Consider the following 347-nt stretch of genomic DNA (forward strand, 5'->3'; position numbering starts at 1 on the left):
TGCCGACGCTGGCGGTTGTAAAAAATCTCTATGTATTCCTGAATCGCTGCCTTGGCCTCCGCTCTCGTCTCGAATCTATGGTGGTGAACCAGTTCATTTTTAAGAGACCCCCAGAAGCTTTGGAAGGTGCGAATAAGCGGGGAAATTCTTCTCGGCTGACTCAGTCATTTCATTTTTTCAGTTTGAGCCGATCTTTTCTCCCGTAAATGCCTTGAATCAGCCTATCTAGACCGTTTCTTCGCCATTTAAGGCGTTATTCCCAGTTTTTAGTGAGATCTCTCCCACTGACGTATCATTTGGTCCGCCCGAAACAGGTTGGCCAGCGTGAATAACATCGCCAGTTGGTT

Annotated in this window: 1 pseudogene; it reads right to left on the minus strand. The window is 47.3% G+C overall.

What is annotated here, in order from left to right:
• Positions 1-122, minus strand: a pseudogene (locus ACNPAA_RS21145) (IS3 family transposase); the annotation flags it as partial.
• Positions 123-347 lie beyond the last annotated feature (225 nt).

The sequence above is a fragment of the Aeromonas sp. PS2Canimalfood6 genome, from assembly GCF_048276795.1.
GTDB lineage: Bacteria > Pseudomonadota > Gammaproteobacteria > Enterobacterales > Aeromonadaceae > Aeromonas > Aeromonas caviae.